Genomic DNA, 19,990 nt, shown 5'->3' on the forward strand with positions numbered 1-19,990 from the left:
GCCTGTGTGAATGAGCTCGACGTCGTGGGTGTCCGGGTGGAGATGCCTTCCAACCAGCCGATCGTGCTGCTGCGGGAGGTCGGGGGCGATCGGTACCTGCCGATCTGGATCGGCCCCGGCGAGGCGACCGCGATCGCCTTCGCCCAGCAGGGCATGACGCCGGTGCGCCCGCTGACGCACGACCTGTTCAAGGACGTCCTGGAGGCGCTCGGCCAGCAGCTCACCGAGGTCCGGATCACCGATCTGCGCGAGGGCGTCTTCTACGCCGAGCTGGTCTTCGCCGGCGGGGTGGAGGTGAGCGCCCGGCCGTCCGACGCGATAGCGCTGGCGCTGCGCACCGGTACGCCGATCTACGGGAGCGAGGAGGTGCTCGCCGAGGCGGGCATCGCGATCCCGGACGAGCAGGAGGACGAGGTCGAGAAGTTCCGCGAGTTCCTCGACCAGGTGTCGCCGGAGGACTTCGGCGGGGGCGGCCCGCAGTAGCGGCGCGGAGCGGCCCCGGGCGCTGCGGAACCGGCCGGAGGGCCGCTGTGTCGCAGGCGCTGCGGCTGTTTTGCCAAAATGCCTCCACCTACCCACACTAGGGGCACGAAAAACCACCCTCCTGAGTGATCCGGTCTGTTCGGCTCGGCGTGGCGATCGTTGACGGGCCATAGGGGACTGCCTACCGTCAGGAGGGGCTGCCCGGGTGTTCCGATCGCCCGCGGTCGGGGTTGCCCGTAGCACGAGTGGACGGAGGTAGGCATGACCGGCACTGGCGATGAAGTGGCCGCGGGAGGCCTGTGCGCCGTACACCTGCCGCGCACCGCCCGCACGGTGACCGAACTGCCCCGGACGACGGAGCTGCCGAGGGTGGGTCGGTTCCCGGCGGTGCAGCCCGGCCAGCCGGCCCTGGAGCGGCTCTCGCCGACGTCCGAGCTGATCGGCTACCGGGGCCCGACCGCCTGCGCGGCGGCCGGGATCACCTACCGCCAGCTGGACTACTGGGCCCGTACCGGCCTGTTGGAGCCCAGCGTCCGTTCGGTGTACCCGGCGAGCAGCCAGCGGCTCTACAGCTTCCGCGACATCCTGTTGCTGAAGATCGTCAAGCGGCTGCTGGACGCCGGCGTCTCGTTGCAGAACATCCGGGTGGCGGTCGCCCATCTGCAGGCCGCCGAGATCGCCGATCTGGCCGGACTGACGCTGATGTGCGACGGCGCGACGGTGTACGAGTGCACGACGCCCCAGCAGGTGATCGACCTGATGAAGGGCGGCCAGGGGGTCTTCGGGATCGCGGTCGGCGCGGTCTGGCGGGAGCTGGAGCTGACCCTGGTGCGGCTGCACGCGGAGCGCACCGACACCGGGGAGACGGTGGTCGGCCAGGACCCGGCGGACGAGCTGGCGCAGCGGCGCAACCGGGCGGTCTAGCAGTCGTCGAGTGACGCCGTGGGCCCGGACGGGGAACCGTCCGGGCCCACGGCGTCGTCGTGCCCGGTGACCCCAGACGAGGGAGGGCACGTGCGGTTCGGATCCGGGATCCCCGGCCTGCCGGCGCGCCGGGCGGCGCGGCTCGGCCTGCGGTTGCGCCGGCGGCCGGTGCAGCGGCGGCTGTTCCAGCTGGTGACGGTCGGCTGCGTGGTGGCGCTCGCGCCCAGTGCGTGGCTGTGGCTGGCGGCGGGGGACCGGGTGGGCACGGTGGCGAGCGCGCCCCCGGCCCCGGTGGCGGTGGTGTTCGGCGCCGGGCTGTTCGACGGCAAGCCCTCGCCGTACCTGGCGCACCGCCTGGACGCGGCGGTGGAGCTGTACGGGACGGGGAAGGTCCAGGCGATCCTGGTGACCGGTGACAACAGCCGGGTGAGCTACGACGAGACCGACGCGATGCGCGGCTACCTGATCGAGCACGGGGTGCCGCAGGCGCGGGTGGTCGGCGACTACGCGGGGTTCGACACCTGGGACTCCTGCACCCGGGCGCACCGGATCTTCGGGGTGGACCGGGCGGTGCTGGTGAGCCAGGACTTCCACGTCCGCCGGGCGCTGGCGCTCTGCGAGGCGGCGGGCATCGAGTCGTACGCGGTGGGGGTGCCGGAGGTGCGGGACGCCACCTGGCTGTACGGCGGGTTCCGGGAGATCCCGGGGGCCGGGAAGGCGGCGCTGAACGCCTGGCTGCGGCCGGACCCGCTGTTCCTCGGCCCGAGCGAGCCGGGCGTACCGAGGGCGCTGGCCGAGGCGGGCCGGGAGCAGGCGGCGCGCTGAGGCGGCGGCCGGGTTCGGCGGCGTTGTCGGACCGGTACGGCATGATCGGCGGGTGCGGTCACTGCCGAGCATCATCCACCTCGACATGGACGCCTTCTTCGCGTCGGTGGAGCAGGCGGCCAAGCCGAGCCTGCGCGGCAAGCCGGTGATCGTCGGCGGGCTGGGCGGGCGCGGGGTGGTCTCGACCGCCTCCTACGAGGCGCGGCGGTTCGGGGTGCACTCGGCGATGCCGATGGCCCAGGCGCGCCGGCTCTGCCCGAACGCGGCCTTCCTGACCGGACGCTTCGAGGCCTACCGGCAGGTGAGCGAGCTGGTGATGGCGCTGCTGCGGGAGCTGTCGCCGCTGGTGCAGCCGCTGAGCCTGGACGAGGCCTTCGTCGACCTGGAGGCCGGCCCCTACGGCCCGGTGCTGGCGGAGGCGGAGCACGGCACGGGGGAGCGGCTGGTGCTGGCCCTGGCGGAGGACCTGCGGGCGGACATCGAGCGGCGCACCGGGCTGACCGCCTCGGTCGGCGCGGCCGGGTCGAAGCTGATGGCCAAGATCGCCTCCGAGCGGGCCAAGCCGGACGGGCTGGTGCTGATCGAGCCGGGCCAGGAGCGGGCGGTGCTCGGGCCGATGCCGGTGCGGGCGCTGCCGGGGATCGGCCCGGCGACCGAGCAGGTGCTGCGCCGGGCGGGGCTGAGCACGGTGGCCGAGCTCGCCGAGGCGGGCGAGGCGGAGCTGGTGCAGCTGCTGGGCAAGGCGCACGGGGCCGGCGTCCACCAGATGTCGATAGGCCTGGACGACCGGCCGGTGGTGGCGGACCAGGACGCCAAGTCGGTCTCGGTGGAGGACACCTTCGAGGTGGACCTCGCGGACCGGGACCGGGTGCTGCGCGAGGTGGAGACGCTCGCGCTGCGCTGCGTGCGGCGGCTGCGCGGAGCTGGGCGTTCGGGGCGGACGGTGGTGCTGAAGGTCCGGCGCTTCGACTTCTCGACGCTGACCCGTTCCGAGACGCTGCGCGGCCCGACGGACGACGAGACGGTGATCGTGGAGACGGCCCGGCGGCTGGTCGCGCAGGTGGACATCACGGGCGGGGTGCGGCTGCTGGGCGTCGGCGTGGCGCAACTGGCCGACTACACCCAGGAGGACCTGTTCGCGCAGGCCGTCCGGGAGGAGGCGCAGGCCGCGGCGGCGGGGGACGGCCCGGAGGGGGAGCCGGAGGCGTCCGAGGAGGAGGCCGCGGTGGTGCGGCGCTGGCTGCCCGGGCAGGACGTGCACCACGCGGAGCACGGGCCGGGGTGGGTGCAGGGCAGCGGGGTGGGCCGGGTGACGGTGCGCTTCGAGACGCCGTGGAGCGGGCCGGGGCGGGTGCGGACCTTCGCGATCGAGGATCCGGCGCTGGAGCCGGCCAGGCCGCTGCCGCTGCGCGAGGGGTGGCCGGTCGCGTCGGACGAGGACGGGAACGGGGACGGGAACGAGGACCAGCCGTAGCCGGGCGGCAGGCAGCGGCGGGACGCGAAGCGGCCCCACCCGGCGGGGGAGCCGGGTGGGGCCGCGTGCGGTTCCGGGCCTCGGACGGTCGCGATGCCCTCGGCGACCGTCCGGGTCCGGCCCCCGCGCCCTGTCCCTGGGCACGGGGTCGGACGCCTCGTCAGGCGTCGGTCTTCACCGGCTCCCGGCCGGAGGTCAGGTCCGCGGTCCGGTTGCCCTCGGTCACGAGGGTGACCGGCTTGACGGTGCGGATGAGGAAGGGGACGGCGCCGGCCACGGCGCAGACCACCGCGGCGGTCCAGAACGCGTGCTCGTAGGCGTCCAGGGTGGGCAGCGAGACCGGGATCGGCAGCTTCATGGTGTCGCCGGTGAGGATGGCGGCCATGACGGCGGTGCCGATCGCACCGCCGACGGTGCGCAGCACGGCGTTCATGCCGTTGGCGATGCCGCTCTGCTCGGCCGGGACGGCGCCGTTGATGTAGGCGGGCATCGCCGAGAAGGCGAGGCCGATGCCGAGGCCGAAGATCGCCGAGGAGAGGTAGATGTCGCCCTCGTGGCTGTGCCGCAGGGCCAGGTAGGCCATCGAGACGGCGCCGAGGACGCCGCCGAGGACCAGCGGCAGGCGCGGGCCGCGGCGGGCGATCAGCAGGGCGCCGAGCGGGGCGGCGATCATCGAGCCGAGGGCGGAGGGCAGCAGCATCACGCCGGCGTGCAGCACGGTGGCGGTGAAGCCGTAGTGGGCGAACTTCTCCGGGGTCTGGGCGAAGTTGCTGATGACCATGAACGAGCCGTACATGCCGAAGCCGATCAGCAGGCCGGCGAGGTTGGTGAAGGCGACGGCCGGACGGGACATCATCTTCATGTCGACCAGCGGGTGTGCGACCTTGACCTCGATGACGCCCCAGATCAGGGCGACCACGGCGGCGACGGCGAACAGGCCGAGGGTCTTGGTGGAGGTCCAGCCCCAGTGGTTGCCCTGGCTGACCGCGACCAGCAGGGCCGAGAGCCAGCCGGCCAGGGTGAGCGCGCCGAGCGGGTCGGCGCCGCCGTCCTTGTCGGTGACCGGGTCGGTGGGCACCCGCAGGGCGACCAGGGCGACCGCGATCAGGCCGAAGACCAGGCCCATCCAGAAGATCGACTTGTAGCTCCAGTGCTCCAGCAGCAGGCCGGTGGCGACCAGGCCGAGGCCGCTGCCGACGCCCATCGAGGCGCTGATGGCGGCGACGCCGCCGGTCACCTTCTGCTTGGGCAGCTCGTCGCGGACGATGCTGATGGCGAGCGGCAGCACGCCACCGCCGGCGCCCTGCAGCACGCGGGCGACGACCAGCCAGGTGAAGGAGTGGGTGGAGACCGCGAGCGCGGAGCCCGCGACCAGGCCGGCGAGGGAGATCAGCAGCATCGGCTTGCGGCCGCGCAGGTCGCCGAAGCGGCCCAGCAGGGGGGTCAGCACGGCGGCGGACAGCAGGTTGGCCGTCATCAGCCAGGTGATGCTGGAGCCGGAGACGCTGAGTTCCTTGGCGAGCGAGGGCAGGATCGGGACGACCGCGGTCTGCACCACGCTGAACGACAGCATCGCCAGGATGAGGGCCGGCAGGACCCGGGCGCTGCTCTGCTTCTCGGCCGCGGTGGTGGGCTGTGGTGCCTCACTCACGGTTGCTTCCTCCCGTACATAGTGAATGAACTGAAGTAACCATGCAGGGAGATACTTCAGTGTGTCAAATATTCATTGGTTAAGCCTTGGTAAAAAGGAAGGACCCCGGCCGTGGCGGCCGGGGTCCTGCGGCAAGGGGGAGCGGGGTCAGGCGAGCGGGCGGGCCGGCACCGGGCGGGCGGGGGCCGGGGCGGCGGACGGCGGCGAGGTCGGGGCGGCCGGTGCCGCCGGAGCGGCCGGGGAGGCCTGGGCGCTGTCGTGGACCTCGACCTGCTCGCGCCGCAGCTCCTCGCGGATCACCTCCTCGGTGGTGTACCGCTCGACCACCAGGCGGACCCGTTCGAGCGGCGTCAGGTACTTGCGGACCACCGGGCGCTCCTCGCGCAGGGTGACCTCCTCCACCGCCTCGGCGATCTCCTTGTCGTCCAGCGCGGCGCGCTCGGCCTCGCCGACCGGGATCCGTTCGACCCGGACCCGCTCGCGGACCACCGGGACCCGGCGCTCCACCTGTTCGGTGGTCACGTACTTGCGCAGTCGGGCGGTGCCGACCACGTGCCACTCGGTGGTGATGTCCAGGCGCTCCTCGCGGCAGGTGATCTCCAGCGGGCCGGAGCGGGAGGAGGCGGCCGGGCCGCTCTCCGTCCGCGGCGTCCGTGGCTGTGGCTGTGGCTGTGGCTGTGGCTGTGGCTGCGGTTGTGGTTGCGGCTCGACGGCCGGCGGCGGTGCGGTGGGCGCCGCGGCGGCGGGAGCGGGAGCGGTGGGGGGTGCCGCGGGGGTGGCGGGCGCGGGAGCGGCGGCCGGGGGAGCCGCGGGGGCGGCGGGCGCGGGGGTGGTGGGGGACCGCACGGGGGCCTCCGGGGTGGGGTCGGCCGGCTTGCCGAGGTCGGCTGCCCGGTGGAAGGTGAGCTGCTTGGCCGGGCGGGACGCGTTGGTGCCGCCGGTCGCGCCGGTCCTGTTGGTCGCGCCCGTGCCGTTCGCGGCGGGCGGGTGCACCGCCGCGGTGCCGGCGCCCGCGGTGGTGCCGAAGTCGAGGTCGGCCGGCTCCGCCCCCGGGCCCTCGCCCGGCGAGGTCCGTCCGGCCGCCGGGGTGTCCAGCCCGTAGTAGCGGTAGAGCTGGAGTTCCTGGGCGGGCGACAGGTGCTGGCCCACGCCGAAGTCCGGTGACTCCTTCACCAGGGACTTGTCGTAGGGCACCCGCAGCTCCTCGCCGGAGAACTCGCTCGTGGTCAGGGGGACGAAGGCGTCCCGGCCGAAGATGCCGGTCCGGACGGCGGCCCATTCGGGCCGGCCGGTGGTGTCGTCCAGGTACACCTCGTCGATGGTGCCGATCTTGTCCCCGTTGCGGTCGACCGCCTTGTGGCCGATGAGGTCCCGGGGGTCGATGTCGGTCTGCACTCTTTTCCTCCAGTGCGGTGAGCTCGCGGAACGCCCGCAGGACGGCGCCACTTCACACCAAAAGCCATGAACCGGACGCGCGCGAGCGGGGTGCGGCCGGACGGGCCCGGTGCTGCGCCGACCGGGTCACCGCCGCCGTCAGCCGCGAAGTCGCCGAAGGACCTGACGCACCCGTGATCGCGGTGCCTCCCGCTGGTACCCTGGGCGCGACCGCCGAGCCCGCTCGGGAGAGTCCCCGACAGCGGAAGCCGCTGGTCGGGGCGCCGAAGGAGCAACTCCTCCCCGGAATCTCTCAGGCATCCGTACCGTGCGGGATAGGTCACTCTGGAAAGCAGGGCAGGATCGCGGGCGAGGGAGCCGGCGGACCCCACCCTCACCGACGGTGCAAGCCGGCGGGGCGTCCCACGGCGCTCCGTGCGGGCGAAGCTCTCAGGTCCCGATGACAGAGGGGGAGGCCTGTCGGGTACGTCCGACCGGGCCGCTCCGCTGTTGTCCGCAACGGCGAGGCGCCCGGCGTGCGCACCCCCGCCGGTCCGTGACCAGGAGGCCTCGACCACCATGAACGCCCAGCCGAACTCGGGACGCCCCATCACCCCCGCGACCCTCACCGAGCTCGAACAGGCCAGCCCCTTCGAGACCCGCCACATCGGCCCCGACGCCGCCGCGCAGGAGAAGATGCTGGCCCAGGTCGGCTTCGGCTCGCTGGACGAGCTGGCGACCGCCGCCGTCCCCGAGGCGATCCGCTCGATCACCGCGCTCGACCTGCCCGCCGGCCGCAGCGAGGCCCAGGTCCTCGCCGAACTGCGCGAGCTGGCCGACCGCAACACCGTGCTCACGTCGATGATCGGCCTGGGCTACTACGGCACCTTCACTCCGCCGGTGATCCTGCGCAACGTCATGGAGAACCCGGCCTGGTACACCGCGTACACCCCGTACCAGCCGGAGATCTCGCAGGGCCGCCTGGAGGCGCTGCTCAACTTCCAGACCCTGGTCTCCGACCTGACCGGCCTGCCCACCTCCGGCTCCTCCCTGCTGGACGAGGGCACCGCGGCCGCCGAGGCGATGGCCCTGGCCCGCCGCGTCACCAAGGTCAAGGGCGGTGTCTTCCTGGTCGACGCCGAGACCCTGCCGCAGACCGTCGCGGTGATCAACACCCGCGCCGTGCCCACCGGCGTCGAGGTGGTCGTCGCCGACCTGTCCGGGGGCATCCCGGTCGAGATCGCCGAGCGCGGCGTCTTCGGCGTCCTGCTCCAGTACCCCGGCGCCACCGGTGTGGTCCGCGACCTCGCCCCGGTGATCGAGCAGGCCCACGGCCTGGGCGCGATCGTCGCCGTCGCCGCCGACCTGCTCGCCCTCACCCTGCTGAAGTCCCCGGCCGAGCTCGGCGCCGACATCGCCTGCGGCACCTCCCAGCGCTTCGGCGTGCCGATGGGCTTCGGCGGCCCGCACGCCGGCTACCTCGCGGTGCGCGCCGAGTACGCCCGCTCGCTGCCCGGCCGCCTGGTCGGCGTCTCCGTCGACTCCGACGGCAACCGCGCCTACCGCCTGGCCCTGCAGACCCGCGAGCAGCACATCCGCCGCGAGAAGGCCACCAGCAACATCTGCACCGCCCAGGTGCTGCTCGCCGTGATGGCCTCGATGTACGCCGTCTACCACGGCCCGGACGGCCTGGCCGACATCGCGCGCCGCACCCACCGCTACGCCGCCGCCCTCGCCGAGGGCCTGCGGGCCGGCGGCGTCGAGCTGCTGCACGGCGAGTTCTTCGACACCGTCACCGCGGTCGTCCCCGGCCGGGCCGCCGAGATCGCCGCCGCCGCCCGCGCCCAGGGCATCAACGTCTTCCAGGACGGCGCGGACCGGATCTCGGTCTCCACCGACGAGACCACCACCCGCGAGCACCTGGCCGGCGTCTGGGCCGCGTTCGGCGTCGAGGGCGTCGAGGTGGCGGAGAGCGCCGACGCGCTGCCCGCCGCGCTGCTGCGCGAGGACGAGTACCTGACCCACCCGGTCTTCCACAGCCACCGCTCGGAGACCGCCATGCTGCGCTACCTGCGCCGCCTGTCGGACCGGGACTACGCGCTGGACCGCGGCATGATCCCGCTGGGCTCCTGCACCATGAAGCTCAACGCGACCACCGAGATGGAGTCGGTGACCTGGCCGGAGTTCGGCCAGCTGCACCCCTTCGCGCCGGTCGACCAGGCCGAGGGCTTCCTCACCCTGATCCGCGGGCTGGAGCACCAGCTGGTCGAGGTGACCGGCTACGACGCCGTCTCCATCCAGCCGAACGCCGGCTCCCAGGGCGAGCTGGCCGGCCTGCTGGCCGTCCGCGCCTACCACCACGCCAACGGCGACACCCAGCGCGACGTCTGCCTCATCCCGTCCTCCGCGCACGGCACCAACGCCGCCTCCGCGGTGATGGCCGGCATGCGCGTGGTCGTGGTCAAGACCCTGGTCGACGGCGACGTCGACGTCGAGGACCTCAAGGCGAAGATCGAGCAGCACCGCGACAGCCTCGCCGTGCTGATGGTCACCTACCCGTCCACCCACGGTGTGTACGAGACCCAGATCACCGAGATCTGCGGCCTGGTGCACGAGGCCGGCGGCCAGGTGTACGTCGACGGTGCCAACCTGAACGCGCTGGTCGGCCTGGCCAAGCCGGGCAAGTTCGGCGCCGACGTCTCGCACCTGAACCTGCACAAGACCTTCTGCATCCCGCACGGCGGCGGCGGCCCGGGCGTCGGCCCGGTGGCGGTGCGCGCGCACCTCGCGCCGTACCTGCCGAACCACCCGCTCCAGGAGGAGGCCGGCCCGGCCACCGGCGTCGGCCCGATCTCGGCCGCCCCGTGGGGCTCGGCGGGCATCCTGCCGATCTCCTGGTCGTACGTCCGGCTGATGGGCGGCGAGGGCCTCAAGCGCGCCACCCAGGTCGCGGTGCTGAACGCCAACTACATCGCCAAGCGGCTGGCCCCGCACTTCCCGGTGCTCTACACCGGCCCCGGCGACCTGGTGGCGCACGAGTGCATCATCGACCTGCGCCCGCTCACCAAGGAGACCGGCGTGACGGTGGACGACATCGCCAAGCGCCTGATCGACTACGGCTTCCACGCGCCGACGATGTCCTTCCCGGTGGCCGGCACGCTGATGATCGAGCCGACCGAGTCCGAGGACCTGTACGAGATCGACCGGTTCTGCGACGCGATGATCGAGATCCGGGCCGAGATCGACAAGGTCGGCTCGGGCGCCTGGGTGGCGGACGACAACCCGTTGCGCAACGCCCCGCACACCGCCGCCGCGCTGGCCGGCGACTGGGCGCACGGCTACACCCGTCAGGAGGCGGTCTTCCCGGCCGGGGTGAACCCGGCGGACAAGTACTGGCCCCCGGTCAGCCGGATCGACGGCGCGTACGGCGACCGCAACCTCGTCTGCTCCTGCCCGCCGCTGGAGGAGTACGGCGTCTGACCGGCGTACGGCACGCGGCAGGGCCCCGGCGGATCCGTCCGCCGGGGCCCTGCCCGTTGCGCTCGTTCCCCCGTGCCGGTCCGGCGGCTCAGACCGCGCTCGCGGCCGGGCGGCGCGGGGCGATCACCCGGCCGTCGGGCAGCAGCTCACCGGTGTCCTCGAACAGCAGGACGCCGTTGCAGAGCAGGCTCCAGCCCTGCTCGGGGTGACAGGCCACCGGGACGGCGGCCTCGCGGTCCTCGGACTCGGCCGACGGACACTCAGGACGGTGCTGGCACATGCGTACCCTCGCTTCGCTCTGCGATCCTCCCCGTGAGGCGGTGCCGCCGGTGGCCGGCGGGCGCCGCCGCGGTGGTCGGATCCTGTCCGGCGCCGGGCCAGGTGTGGACCGGCGCTCGAGTGGGTAGGACAGGAGGTCCTTCCACGCTGGTTCCCAGTGTCGGCATCTGCGGACGCGCGCGCAGCGATTTCGTGACATGCGCCACAACCCCCGGGCAGAGATCACCCGTTCAGGTGGTCGGGGGCCCGGGGCGGCACCGACCGGGCCATCCGGTGGACGGCCCGGTCGGGCCATGCCGGATGGCCCGACCGGGTGGTCGCGGGCCGGGTGTCGGGCGGCCCGGGGAGCGGGACCTCAGAGTGCCCCGGAGGTGAGCGGGGCGGAGTCCGGCGCGCCGAGCAGCAGCGGCCGTGGGGTGACCGCGGCGCGGGCGACGGGGGTCCGCGCCAGCAGCGGCAGCACGTCGGCGGCCGGGTGGGCGCGGTGCGCGGTGACGCCCATCGGTGCCGGGGCCAGGGGGATCAGCAGGTCGGCGCCGGGGCCGCCGTCCGGGCTGTGCAGCCACAGGGCCGTCGCGTACTGGCCCGGGAAGGTCAGCAGCCGCGGCTGGCGGCGGGAGCGGGCGGACTGGGCGAGCTGCCAGGCCTCGCGCAGCGCCCGGAGCGTGGAGTCCAGGTACGGACCGGCGGTGAAGTGCGAGAAGGTGTGGCCCTCCGCGCCCTGCACCACCTCGGCGGCGGCGGCCACCTCGGTGCCGTCCTTGATGAGGAAGCGCCACCCCGTCCGGCGGGCGGCGGCGAGTTCGGCCCGCGGCCCCTCCAGGACGTGGACGGCGAGCGGGTGCGCGGGGAGGAGCGGCCCGGTCGGATGACGCAGCGCGGCGGCGGCCGGTTGGCGCAGCGCGGTCTCCGAGTCGAGCGCGGCAAGGACCGCGCGCAGGGCACTGGGCGGGGGCTGTGGGGTCTGCAGAGTCATGGCAAGGTCGCCTCTCCGTGCGAGATCGGCGTGCGAGTGCGGCATACCGGCATGGCTGGCTGGTGCGTCGGCGGTGACGGGGCCTGGGCCTTGTCCGGTTGGGCAGGATCGCGGTGCCGGCGCGGCCGTGGTCGCCGGGGGTCTCGCGGCGATGGCGGGCCGGGCCTTGACGCAGTGCGAATTCTACTCGAACAGGTGCGCAGGGTGACCTGTTTATCACAGGCGGTGGCCCCGGGCAAGTCGGCAGATGCACTGAAACGGCATCAGTTTCCTTGCAATGCAAGCCAATCGAAGCGTTCGGGTATCGATCTTCGGGGTGGGCATGATGCTTGCACGGTCGGGGACCGGCCGGCTCAGGAGGAGGAGACCATGGGCGAGAAGGTCGTGGCGACCCGGGCGGACCTGTCGGACCGGCAGATGTACCGGCGCAAGCTCCAGTCCTGCCTCGACGCGCTCGGCCGGATGCTGCGCGAGGACCGCTTCGACCGCCCGAAGGGCGTCATGGGCGTGGAGATCGAGCTCAACCTCGCCGATGAGCAGGGCCTTCCGTTGCTGAACAACGCCCAGGTGCTCACCGCGATCGGCTCCGCCGACTTCCAGACCGAGCTCGGCCGCTTCAACATCGAGGTCAACATCGCGCCGCACCGGCTCTGCGGGCACGTCTTCGAGGAACTGCGCGAGGAACTCGACACCGGGCTGAAGTACGCCGACCGGCGGGCCGCGGAAGCCGGCGCGCGGATCGTGATGGTCGGCATCCTGCCGACCCTGGAGCTCGACCACACCGGGCTCGACGCGATGTCCCACAACCAGCGGTACAGCCTGCTCAGCGACCAGATCCTGGCCGCCCGGGGCGAGGACATCACCCTGGACATCGAGGGCGTCGAGCACCTCCAGCTGGAGTCGATCACCATGGTCGCCGAGGCCGCCGCGACCTCGCTGCAACTGCACCTCCAGGTGACGCCGCAGCGCTTCTCCTCGGTGTGGAACGCCGCCCAGGCGATCTGCGGGCCGCAGCTCGCGCTCGGCGCCAACTCGCCGTTCCTGTTCGGGCGGGAGCTGTGGCGCGAGACCCGGCCGGTGCTCTTCCAGCAGGCCTGCGACACCCGTTCGGCGGAGCTCAAGGCCCAGGGCGTGCGCCCGATCACCTGGTTCGGCGAGCGCTGGGTGGACTCGGCGTACGACCTGTTCGAGGAGAACCTGCGGTACTTCCCGGCGCTGCTGCCGATCTGCGACGACGAGGACCCGGCCAAGGTGCTGGCCTCCGGCGGCGCGCCGCGGCTGGGCGAGATGCGGCTGCACAACGGCACCATCTACCGCTGGAACCGGCCGGTGTACGACGTCAGCGGCGGGGTGCCGCACCTGCGGGTGGAGAACCGGGCGCTGCCGGCCGGGCCGACCGTGGCCGACACGCTCGCCAACGCCGCGTTCTACTACGGCGTGGTGCGGGTACTGGCCGAGCAGTCCCGGCCGATCTGGACCAGGCTGCCGTTCGAGCGGGCCGACGAGAACTTCCAGCAGGCGGCCCGGTACGGCATCGACGCGGCGTTCCAGTGGCCGCGGTCGGGCCGGGCCGGGCGCGGCGGCGGGCTGACCACCGTGTCCGCCGTCGACCTGGTGCTCAACGAGCTGCTGCCGATGGCGTACCAGGGCCTGGACGCGTGGGGCGTCGAGCCGGCCGACCGGGACCGCTACCTGGGCATCATCGAACAGCGCTGCCTGCGCCGCACCAACGGCGCGTCCTGGCAGAGCGCGACCTTCCACCGGCTGTGCGAGCAGTACGGGATGGAGCGGCCGGCCGCGCTGGCGGCGATGACCCGCCGGTACATGGAGCACATGCGCGGCGGCGAGCCGGTGCACACCTGGCCGGTCGGGTAGCGCCCCGGGCCCGCCGGGCGCGCTGTGGAAGGATGATCGCTCCGGTCCGCCGACGGCCGTCCGCCGGCGCCCGGAGCGCCGCCCGTCCGCCGCCCGTGCTGGAGCATCCCCGTGACGACCGTCCCGACCGCACCGGAGACCGCGAAGCCGACCCGCCGCCTGCTCGGGGCGGAACTGCTGATCGTCCTCGGCCTCTCGCTCGGGGCGAGCGGCATCAGCGCGCTGATCAGCTTCACCGGCTCGCTCACCGAAACGATCCGGCTGGGCCAGCAGGTGGCGACCCTGAACGGCTCGCGCGCCCCCGGCCGGCCCTGGCTGGACCTGGTCTGGCAGCTCTACTACATCGGCCGCGGCCTGATGCCGGTCGTGCTGGTCGGCTACCTGCTGGTGCGCGAGGGCGCCTCGCTGCGGGTGCTCGGCTTCGACCTCGGGCGCAAGCTGGGCGACCTCGGCCGGGGCGCGGCGGTCGCGGCGGCGATCGGCGGCTCGGGGCTGGCGCTCTACCTGGCCTCGCAGGCGGCCGGCTACAACCTGACGGTCGCGCCGTCCGGCCTGCCCGAGGTCTGGTGGCGGATCCCGGTGCTGGTGCTGTCGGCCTGGCAGAACGCGATCCTGGAGGAGGTCGTCGTCCTCGGCTACCTGCTGCGCCGGCTGGGGCAGCTGGGCTGGTCGTGGCCGGCCGCGCTGGCGGCGAGTTCGCTGCTGCGCGGCTCGTACCACCTGTACCAGGGGGTCGGCGGGCTGGTCGGCAACATCGTGATGGGCGCGGTGTTCTGCCTGCTGTACCGGCGGTGGGGGCGGGTGATGCCGCTGGTGGTGGCGCACGCGCTGATCGACACGGTGGCGTTCGTCGGGTACGCGCTGCTCGCCGGGCACGTCAGCTGGCTGCCCACCGGTTGAGCGAGGACACCGCCCCGGGGCGCGGCGGGCGGGACAGCAGCCGGTCCACGTGGCGGCGCGCCAGGCCCTGGCCGGGGTCGACGGTCAGCAGCAGGCGGTCGCGGCGCAGCAGGGAGTTGCGGACCAGCCGGGGCGGGATGACGTCGTCGACCCAGGCGAACGGGCGGCCGGCGGCGTGGCGCAGCAGCGGCGCCCACTTGCGGGCGGAGAGCGGTTCCATGATCGGCACGCGCGGGTCGCCGGGCTGCGGGACGTAGCCGGTGAAGCGGACGAAGGGCAGCTCGGGCAGGCCGATCGCGGGGGAGATGTGGGTGTTGGCGTGCTCCTCCCAGGTGGTGGCCCAGACGAGTTCGTAGCTGCCGGCCAGCTCGCGCAGCCAGGCGCCGTGCCGGGCGGAGAGCAGCACGGTGTAGCCGAACAGGGTGTGGGCGTCGAAGTCGGCCTCGGGTGCGGGGCAGACCGGGTTGAGCACGCCGTCGACGTCCAGGAACAGCAGTGGCTTGGGCATCGGGTGTCCCCCAGGTCTCATCCGTCGTCACACGGTCGGACGTGCCGCGCCCGCCGGCGGTTGCCCGCCGGAGGGCGCACATGGGGGCGCACGGGGTGCGCCCGGGCGGTTTCAGCCGGTGGCGGCGGGTGCGGGGTGCGGGTCGGCGGGCGTCACCGGGTCCGGGACGGGCCGGCGCCGGGAGAGCCGGCGGACCTCCGGTTCCAGCAGCACGGCGGCGCTGAGCACCAGGGAGATCACCGCGCAGGCCCAGAGCGCGCCGGACAGGCCGAGCCGGTCGGCGACCGGGCCGGCCATCGCGGTGCCGAGCGGCGCCAGCGAGAGCGAGCCCAGCTCGTCGTAGGCGGTGACCCGGGAGAACGTCTCGGCCGGTATCTCCTGCTGCAGGGCGATCATCCAGTTGACGCCGAAGACGGTGACGCCGACGCCGGAGAGGAACATCGCCGCGCAGAGCACCGGCAGCGGGGCGGACACCGCGAGGGCGAGCGCGGGCACGCCGAACAGGAAGACGCCCCAGTTGCCGACCAGCAGGATCCGGCGCGGCTGCCAGCGGGCCATCAGCACGCCGGTGGCGACCAGGCCGACGCCGTAGGCCGCCATCGCCAGGCCCCAGTCCCCGGCGCCGCCGAGCCGCTCCTTCGCGGCGGCGGGCCCGTACACCGCCTCGACCGCGCCGACGCAGGCGACCAGCACCGAGAACTGGAGGACGATCACCCAGAGCCAGCGGCGGGAGGAGAACTCGTGCCAGCCCTCGCGCAGGTCGCGGAGCATGCCGCCGCCCTGGGCCGGGGCGGCGGGGGCCTGCGGCTCCAGCAGGAAGCGCAGTGCGGCGGCGGCCAGGAAGCAGACCGCGTCCAGGGCGAGCACCCAGCCGGCGCCGACCGCGGCGGTCAGCGCGCCGCCGAGCGCGGCGCCGCCGATCTGCGAGCCGTTGAAGCCGATCCGGTAGAGCGAGAAGGCCCGGGCGGCGTGCTCGGGGGCGACGCTCTCCAGGATCATGCCGCCGGCGGCGGGGGAGTAGAAGGCGTAGCCGGCGCCGGCGCCGGCCGAGAGCAGCATCAGCTGCCAGCGGGCCGGATCGCCGGTCAGCACCACGGCGGCGAGGGCGCCCTGGAAGACGGCGCTGAACACGTTGGCGGCGACCATGACGTGGTGGCGCGGCAGCCGGTCGGCGAGGGCGCCGCCGAGGACCAGCAGCAGGACGGTCGGCAGCAGCCGGGCGGCGGTGACGAAGCCGACGTCGCCGGTGGAGCCGCCGCCGTCCAGGATGGCGAAGGCGGTCGCGATCGGGGCGCCGGCGTTGCCCAGGCCGCTGACCACGGTGGCGGTGGTCTGGATCCGGAAGTTGCGGCTCGCCCAGGCGAGGCGGGCGGGAGGAGGGGGCGGTTGGCTCTGCACCCGGTGACTATGCCGGGGCCGATGGTCCGTGTCCATCCGATTCCGGGCCGCCCGGGTGGATGCCGCCGGGGCGGCGCCCGGGCTCAGCCGAGGTGGCCCCAGAGGAAGGTGACGGTGCGCAGCCAGGCGATCTCCGCCTGCAGCGGGTCGTAGGTGCCGAGCAGGTCTTCCTCGTTCATGAAGGCGTGCCCGGCGGGGTAGAAGTGGATCTCCGGGCGGACGTCGGTGGCCTCGCCGATCCGGATCGCGGCCTCGTCCACGGCCGCCATCGGGATCGAGCGGTCGTGCTCGCCGTAGTGGCCCAGCACATGGGCGGTCAGGCCCCGGTACTCGAAGTCCGGGTCGGGCGGCAGACCGTAGAACGGGACCGCCGCGGCCACCCGGTCGCCCTCGGCGGCGGCCAGCAGCAGGGCGAATCCGCCGCCCATGCAGAAGCCGACCACCCCGACCGCGTCGCCGACCACGCCCTCCAGGCCGAGCAGCAGGTCGACCGCGCCGCGCAGGTCCCGCACCGCCCGCCCGACCGGCAGCTCGCGCCTGAGCCGGGCCGCCTCGGCACTGTCGTGGGTGGTCGCGCCGCCGAAGAGGTCCGGCGCGAGGACGGTGAAGCCCTCGGCGGCGAACCGGTCGGCCACGCCGGCCAGGTACGGGGTCAGGCCCCACCACTCCTGGACCACCACCAGGCCGGGGCCGACGCCCTGCGGCGGGCGGGCCAGATAGCCGTGGGCCTCGCGGCCGTTGCTCGGGAAGGTCACGTTCTGCCGGGAGCCGCCCTGGTCAGGCATGGCTTCCTCTCGGGGGACGGGGCCGCCGGGCGCGGCGGCGGGTCGGTGGCGGGTCGGTGGCCGGGTGCGTGGAGCGGCGGGGCCCGTCGGCCCGCCGGGGAGGAGGGGGCGGCGAAGGCCCGGGGGTCAGCCCATCTCCTCCAGGGCGCGGCCCTTGGTCTCCTTGATGCAGAAGGCCACGAAGGGGATGGAGAGCAGCGCGAAGGCCGCGTAGATGACGTAGGTCGCCGACAGGTTCCAGTCGGCGAGGTCGGGGAAGCTCACGGTGATCGCCCAGTTGGCGAGCCACTGGGCGGAGGCGGCGACGGACAGGGCGAGCGCCCGGATCCGGTTCGGGAACATCTCGCCGAGCAGCACCCAGACCACCACGCCCCAGGAGAAGGCGAAGCAGAACACGAAGACGTGTGCGGCGATCAGCGCGACCACCGCGTGGGTGTTGTCCAGGGTCGCGGTGTCGCCGGTGCCCTCCCGGTAGGAGAAGGCCCAGGCGGCGGTGCCCAGCGCGGCGGCCATGCCGGCCGATCCGGCCAGCGCCAGCGGCTTGCGGCCGATCCGGTCGACCAGGGCCATCGCGACCACCGTGCCGATCACGTTGATGATCGAGGTGGAGAGGCTGATCAGCAGCGAGTTGGACTCGTTGATGCCGACCGACTGCCACAGGAAGGAGGAGTAGTAGAAGATCACGTTGATGCCGACGAACTGCTGGAACACCGAGGCGCCGATGCCGACCCAGACGATCGGCAGCAGGCCGAACCGGCCGCCCAGCAGGTCCTTGAGCCGCGGTTTGCGGGCGGACTCCAGCACCGAGCGGATCTCGGCCACCCGCGCGTCGAGGTCGACGTCCGGGCCTTCGACCTCCACCAGCACCCGGCGGGCCTGCTCCTCCCGGTGGTCGGCGATCAGGTAGCGCGGCGACTCCGGGATCGCCAGCGCCATCAGCCCGTAGACGAGGGCCGGGATCGTCTCCACGCCGAGCATCCACTGCCAGGCCTGGATGCCGCCGAGGTGGCCGGTGGACTCGCCGCCGGCGGCCTGGTTGAGCGCCCAGTTGGCGAGCTGGGAGACGGTGATGCCGAGCACGATCGCCATCTGCTGGAAGGAGGCCAGCCGGCCCCGGTAGGCGGTCGGGGCGACCTCGGCGATGTAGGTCGGGGCGATCACCGAGGCGATGCCGATCGCCACGCCGCCGACCACCCGCCAGACGGCCAGCACTTCGATGTTCGGCGGGAACATCGAGCCGATGCCGCTGGCCGCGAAGAGGCCCGCGGCCAGCAGCATGGTGCGCACCCGGCCCAGGTGGTCGGCCAGCCGCCCGGCCGCGACCGCCCCGGCGGCCGAGCCGAGCAGCGCGATGGCCACCACGAACGCGGTCGTGCCGTGGCCCACCTGGAAGTGCTTCTGGATGCCCGTCACCGCGCCGTTGATCACCGCGCTGTCGTAGCCGAACAGGAAGCCGCCCATCGCGGCGGCGGCGGAGATGAACACGACGTGCCCGAGGTGCGCCTCGCCGGAAGCCGGATGGGTGTGGGTACCGGACACGCGCGCTCCCCGGGTCGACGGTCCCGCCCGCACGGCCGAGAGGGCAGGGTTCGTCTCACATTCGATCAGCGCCGGGGGGCCCGCGTCGCGGTGGCTGGGCCGAACGGGTGACGGGGCGTCAGGTGGACGCGCGGTTCCCGGGCGCGGGGGGCGCGGGGGGCGCGGTGCGCGCCGTCCGGCGTCCGTTGCGGCGCAGCAGCTGGGCGCGGGCGGCGGCGTCCAGGGGGCGGGCGCGATCGGCGAGGCGGGCGGCCAGTGCGAGCTGTTCGGCGGCCGGCTTCTTGTCGTCGTACTTGAACTTGGCGCGCACCTCGCGGACCGTCAGCCGCAGCCCGGTCAGGCCGCTGAGCAGCCGGCCGAACTCCCCCTCGCCGGGGGCGACCCGGACCTGCGGGGTCTCCGGCTGGAAGTGGGCCAGCTGGCGGTTGAGGATCTCCGCCTTGCCGGCCGCGTCCTCGACGAGCGCGGCGGTGGCGTGGAACTGCACGGAGGCGTAGAAGCTGGTCGGGGTGCCGGGCTCGCCGCGCCAGTGGCCGGGGGCGAAGGCGTAGTCGTCGGTGACCGCGAGGGTGACCTCCGGGTCCGCCCGGACGGCGGCGAGCAGCGGGTTGGGCGCGGCCAGGTGGAGCAGGATCTCGCCGCGGTCGGCGTCCAGCAGGAAGTGGGTCGGCACGAGCACGGGGCCGCGGCCGGGCCCGCCGTTGGCGGCGAGCAGCCCGAAGTCGCGGCCCTCGGCGAGCCAGGCGCGCCACTCGTCCTCGTCGCCCCGGTCCCAGGAGCGGATCAGCATCGGGGCCTCCGGTCAGGCGTCGCGCGCGGCGGTGAGCGCGGCGAGGTTCGCGGGCAGCGGCACGGCGGTGGAGGCGTCCGGCACGGGCGTGCCGTAGCCGGTGGTGACCGGGACGACGCCGGCCCAGTGCGGCAGGGCGAGGTCCTCGGGGTCGTCGTCGGCGAGGTCGGCCCGGCTCTTGGCGGAGACCTCGTCGAGGTCGAGGCGGATCACCGCGGTGGCGGCGAGCTCCTTGGCGTTGGCCGGGCGGACCTCGGCGGAGCGGCCCGGGACCACCTGGTCGACCAGCGCGTCCAGCGCGACCGTCAGCTCCTCGGGGTCGGTGACCTGGTGCGCGGTGCCGTGGGCGACCACCGAGCGGAAGTTGACCGAGTGGTTGAACGCCGACTTGGTCAGCACCAGGGCGTCGACCAGGGTGACGGTGACGCAGACCGGCAGGCCCTGTTCGCCCCTGGCCCCGCGCAGCGGCCGGCTGCCGGTGGAGCCGTGCACGTAGAGGCGGTCGCCGACCCGGGCGTGGATGGTGGGCAGCACGACCGGCGCCCCGTCGGCGACGAAGCCGAGGTGGCAGAGGTAGGTGGCGTCCAGGATCGCGTGGATCGCCTCGCGCTCCCAGGTGGCGCGGTCCTTGTAGCGGGTGGGGGTGGTGCGAGGGGTGCGGGGGTAGGACGTGTCGCCGTCCGGCGTGGTCGACATGACAACCTCTATGTACTAGTGCATACTATGTTT

Annotated in this window: 17 protein-coding genes and 1 riboswitch; of the genes, 7 read left to right on the forward strand and 10 right to left on the reverse strand. The window is 73.8% G+C overall.

Going from position 1 to position 19,990, the window contains the following annotated elements:
• Positions 1-6 precede the first annotated feature (6 nt).
• From ACFCLZ_RS32520 to ACFCLZ_RS32535, 4 genes are all read left to right on the forward strand, one after another.
• Positions 7-483, forward strand: coding sequence for a bifunctional nuclease family protein (locus ACFCLZ_RS32520; protein WP_030062493.1), 477 nt, complete (start codon positions 7-9; stop codon positions 481-483).
• 261 nt (positions 484-744) lie between these two features.
• Complete coding sequence (locus ACFCLZ_RS32525; protein WP_380281462.1) at positions 745-1,407, forward strand: MerR family transcriptional regulator; 663 nt, start codon at positions 745-747, stop codon at positions 1,405-1,407.
• Positions 1,408-1,515: 108 nt separating this feature from the next.
• Positions 1,516-2,232 carry a vancomycin high temperature exclusion protein gene (locus tag ACFCLZ_RS32530; RefSeq protein WP_380286361.1) on the forward strand — a complete coding sequence of 239 codons (717 nt, stop codon included), beginning with the start codon at positions 1,516-1,518 and terminating at the stop codon, positions 2,230-2,232.
• A 52-nt stretch (positions 2,233-2,284) separates the two neighbouring features.
• Positions 2,285-3,706 (forward strand): DNA polymerase IV, encoded by a 1,422-nt coding sequence (locus ACFCLZ_RS32535; RefSeq protein WP_380281463.1) that lies wholly within the window; start codon positions 2,285-2,287, stop codon positions 3,704-3,706.
• 160 nt (positions 3,707-3,866) lie between these two features.
• Here the strand turns inward: ACFCLZ_RS32535 and ACFCLZ_RS32540 are convergent, their stop codons facing one another.
• The gene (locus ACFCLZ_RS32540) at positions 3,867-5,357 is read right to left on the reverse strand and encodes an MFS transporter (protein ID WP_380281464.1); all 1,491 of its coding nucleotides are present in this window, start codon (positions 5,355-5,357) and stop codon (positions 3,867-3,869) included.
• Positions 5,358-5,504: 147 nt separating this feature from the next.
• Positions 5,505-6,752 carry a PRC and DUF2382 domain-containing protein gene (locus ACFCLZ_RS32545; RefSeq protein ID WP_380281465.1) on the reverse strand — a complete coding sequence of 416 codons (1,248 nt, stop codon included), beginning with the start codon at positions 6,750-6,752 and terminating at the stop codon, positions 5,505-5,507.
• Between the two features lie 214 nt (positions 6,753-6,966).
• Positions 6,967-7,070, forward strand: a riboswitch (glycine riboswitch).
• Positions 7,071-7,310: 240 nt separating this feature from the next.
• On the opposite strand from ACFCLZ_RS32545, the gene gcvP reads away from it, so the two are divergent.
• Entirely contained in the window at positions 7,311-10,211 is a 2,901-nt protein-coding gene (gene gcvP, locus ACFCLZ_RS32550) for an aminomethyl-transferring glycine dehydrogenase (protein ID WP_380281466.1), read from the forward strand.
• 88 nt (positions 10,212-10,299) lie between these two features.
• Here the strand turns inward: gcvP and ACFCLZ_RS32555 are convergent, their stop codons facing one another.
• Positions 10,300-10,491: a DUF5999 family protein gene (locus ACFCLZ_RS32555; RefSeq protein WP_266273201.1), complete on the reverse strand. Its 192-nt coding sequence runs from the start codon at positions 10,489-10,491 to the stop codon at positions 10,300-10,302.
• 354 nt (positions 10,492-10,845) lie between these two features.
• Positions 10,846-11,466: a hypothetical protein gene (locus ACFCLZ_RS32560; RefSeq protein ID WP_380281467.1), complete on the reverse strand. Its 621-nt coding sequence runs from the start codon at positions 11,464-11,466 to the stop codon at positions 10,846-10,848.
• Between the two features lie 369 nt (positions 11,467-11,835).
• On the opposite strand from ACFCLZ_RS32560, the gene ACFCLZ_RS32565 reads away from it, so the two are divergent.
• Complete coding sequence (locus tag ACFCLZ_RS32565) at positions 11,836-13,341, forward strand: glutamate--cysteine ligase (protein ID WP_380281468.1); 1,506 nt, start codon at positions 11,836-11,838, stop codon at positions 13,339-13,341.
• Positions 13,342-13,446: 105 nt separating this feature from the next.
• Entirely contained in the window at positions 13,447-14,241 is a 795-nt protein-coding gene (locus ACFCLZ_RS32570) for a CPBP family intramembrane glutamic endopeptidase (RefSeq protein ID WP_380286362.1), read from the forward strand.
• On the opposite strand, the gene ACFCLZ_RS32575 is transcribed toward ACFCLZ_RS32570, so the two are convergent.
• From ACFCLZ_RS32575 to ACFCLZ_RS32600, 6 genes are all read right to left on the reverse strand, one after another.
• Entirely contained in the window at positions 14,219-14,749 is a 531-nt protein-coding gene (locus ACFCLZ_RS32575) for an HAD domain-containing protein (protein WP_380281469.1), read from the reverse strand. The two genes, ACFCLZ_RS32570 and ACFCLZ_RS32575, sit on opposite strands and share 23 nt — an antisense overlap.
• A 111-nt stretch (positions 14,750-14,860) precedes the next feature.
• The gene (locus ACFCLZ_RS32580) at positions 14,861-16,147 is read right to left on the reverse strand and encodes an MFS transporter (RefSeq protein WP_380281470.1); all 1,287 of its coding nucleotides are present in this window, start codon (positions 16,145-16,147) and stop codon (positions 14,861-14,863) included.
• Positions 16,148-16,230: 83 nt separating this feature from the next.
• Positions 16,231-16,932 carry a dienelactone hydrolase family protein gene (locus ACFCLZ_RS32585; RefSeq protein ID WP_380281471.1) on the reverse strand — a complete coding sequence of 234 codons (702 nt, stop codon included), beginning with the start codon at positions 16,930-16,932 and terminating at the stop codon, positions 16,231-16,233.
• A 126-nt stretch (positions 16,933-17,058) separates the two neighbouring features.
• Complete coding sequence (locus tag ACFCLZ_RS32590; RefSeq protein ID WP_380281472.1) at positions 17,059-18,471, reverse strand: sugar porter family MFS transporter; 1,413 nt, start codon at positions 18,469-18,471, stop codon at positions 17,059-17,061.
• 118 nt (positions 18,472-18,589) lie between these two features.
• A complete protein-coding gene (locus ACFCLZ_RS32595; RefSeq protein WP_380281473.1) occupies positions 18,590-19,261 on the reverse strand; it encodes an FMN-binding negative transcriptional regulator in 672 nt (223 codons plus the stop codon).
• 12 nt (positions 19,262-19,273) lie between these two features.
• On the reverse strand, positions 19,274-19,957 hold the full coding sequence (locus ACFCLZ_RS32600; protein ID WP_380281474.1) for a pyridoxamine 5'-phosphate oxidase family protein: 684 nt from the start codon (positions 19,955-19,957) through the stop codon (positions 19,274-19,276).
• Between the last annotated feature and the right edge of the window lie 33 nt (positions 19,958-19,990).

It is taken from the genome of Kitasatospora purpeofusca (assembly GCF_042691725.1).
GTDB lineage: Bacteria > Actinomycetota > Actinomycetes > Streptomycetales > Streptomycetaceae > Kitasatospora > Kitasatospora purpeofusca_B.

Coding starts and splice junctions, on each gene's coding strand:
- ACFCLZ_RS32525 (WP_380281462.1), top strand. CDS start 745: ATGACCGGCACTGGCGATGAAGTGGCCGCGGGAGGCCTGTGCGCCGTA.
- gcvP (WP_380281466.1), top strand. CDS start 7,311: ATGAACGCCCAGCCGAACTCGGGACGCCCCATCACCCCCGCGACCCTC.
- ACFCLZ_RS32555 (WP_266273201.1), bottom strand. CDS start 10,491: ATGTGCCAGCACCGTCCTGAGTGTCCGTCGGCCGAGTCCGAGGACCGC.
- ACFCLZ_RS32560 (WP_380281467.1), bottom strand. CDS start 11,466: ATGACTCTGCAGACCCCACAGCCCCCGCCCAGTGCCCTGCGCGCGGTC.
- ACFCLZ_RS32565 (WP_380281468.1), top strand. CDS start 11,836: ATGGGCGAGAAGGTCGTGGCGACCCGGGCGGACCTGTCGGACCGGCAG.
- ACFCLZ_RS32575 (WP_380281469.1), bottom strand. CDS start 14,749: ATGCCCAAGCCACTGCTGTTCCTGGACGTCGACGGCGTGCTCAACCCG.
- ACFCLZ_RS32585 (WP_380281471.1), bottom strand. CDS start 16,932: ATGCCTGACCAGGGCGGCTCCCGGCAGAACGTGACCTTCCCGAGCAAC.
- ACFCLZ_RS32595 (WP_380281473.1), bottom strand. CDS start 19,261: ATGCTGATCCGCTCCTGGGACCGGGGCGACGAGGACGAGTGGCGCGCC.
- ACFCLZ_RS32600 (WP_380281474.1), bottom strand. CDS start 19,957: ATGTCGACCACGCCGGACGGCGACACGTCCTACCCCCGCACCCCTCGC.